Origin of the sequence: Streptomyces bambusae (genome assembly GCF_019400985.1) — a bacterium.
Lineage (GTDB): Bacteria > Actinomycetota > Actinomycetes > Streptomycetales > Streptomycetaceae > Streptomyces > Streptomyces bambusae_A.
In genome coordinates this window covers 1-669 of the sequence record NZ_WTFF01000725.1, presented here as the reverse complement: position 1 = coordinate 669, position 669 = coordinate 1, and the positions used below count along the sequence as shown (strand labels likewise).

Sequence of the window (669 nt, the reverse complement as noted above, 5' to 3'; positions counted from 1 at the left end):
CCGCCTCAAGCGCCACCGGGCCGTCGCCACGAGGTACGACAAGCTCGCGGTCCGCTACGAAGCAACCGTGCTGGTCGCAGCCATCAATGAATGGCTGTGACCAGCATTTTCACAACAGGCCCTAGGCCGTCCCCGCTGTCCCTGGTGCCCTGGGCGTCCCGCGTGCCCCGGGCGTCCCCGGCGTCCCGGTGTCGTGAATCCTCCACCGCTGTACGGCATGTCACGATATGTCGGTGCGCGCCCTCCGGTCGTCCTTCCTCGTTTCGGTGGTCCTGCTGCTGGCATCGACCGCCGCCTGTTCCGCCCCGCCGCCCGACCCGGCCGGCCGCCCTGGGCCCGCCCGCCCCGCCGTGGTGGACGAGGAGGCGGAGGGGTCGCCGTACTGGGTGGACCCGCGGAGTGCGGCCGCCCGGCAGGTGGCGGCCTGGGAGGCGCAGGGGCGCATGGCCGACGCGCAGGTGCTGCGGCGGATCTCGGAGCGGCCGGTGGCGCTGTGGGCGCCGGCGGGTGATCCGGGCCCGGCGGTACGGGGGGGGTGCTGCCGGGCCCCCCCCCCAAAGGGCCCCAAAAGGCCCAGCGGGGGGGCGGGGCGCTTCGGTGCCCGGGCGCGGCGCCAGGCGGGTCCGGGGGGGGGGGGGGCGGCGCGCCCCCGCGCCCCCCGTCGCCGCC

General features: G+C 77.1%; 1 pseudogene. It reads left to right on the top strand.

Annotation, left to right across the window (positions count from 1 at the left end):
* Nucleotides 1-100: pseudogene (locus tag GPJ59_RS38335) on the top strand (IS5 family transposase); the annotation flags it as partial.
* Between the last annotated feature and the right edge of the window lie 569 nt (nucleotides 101-669).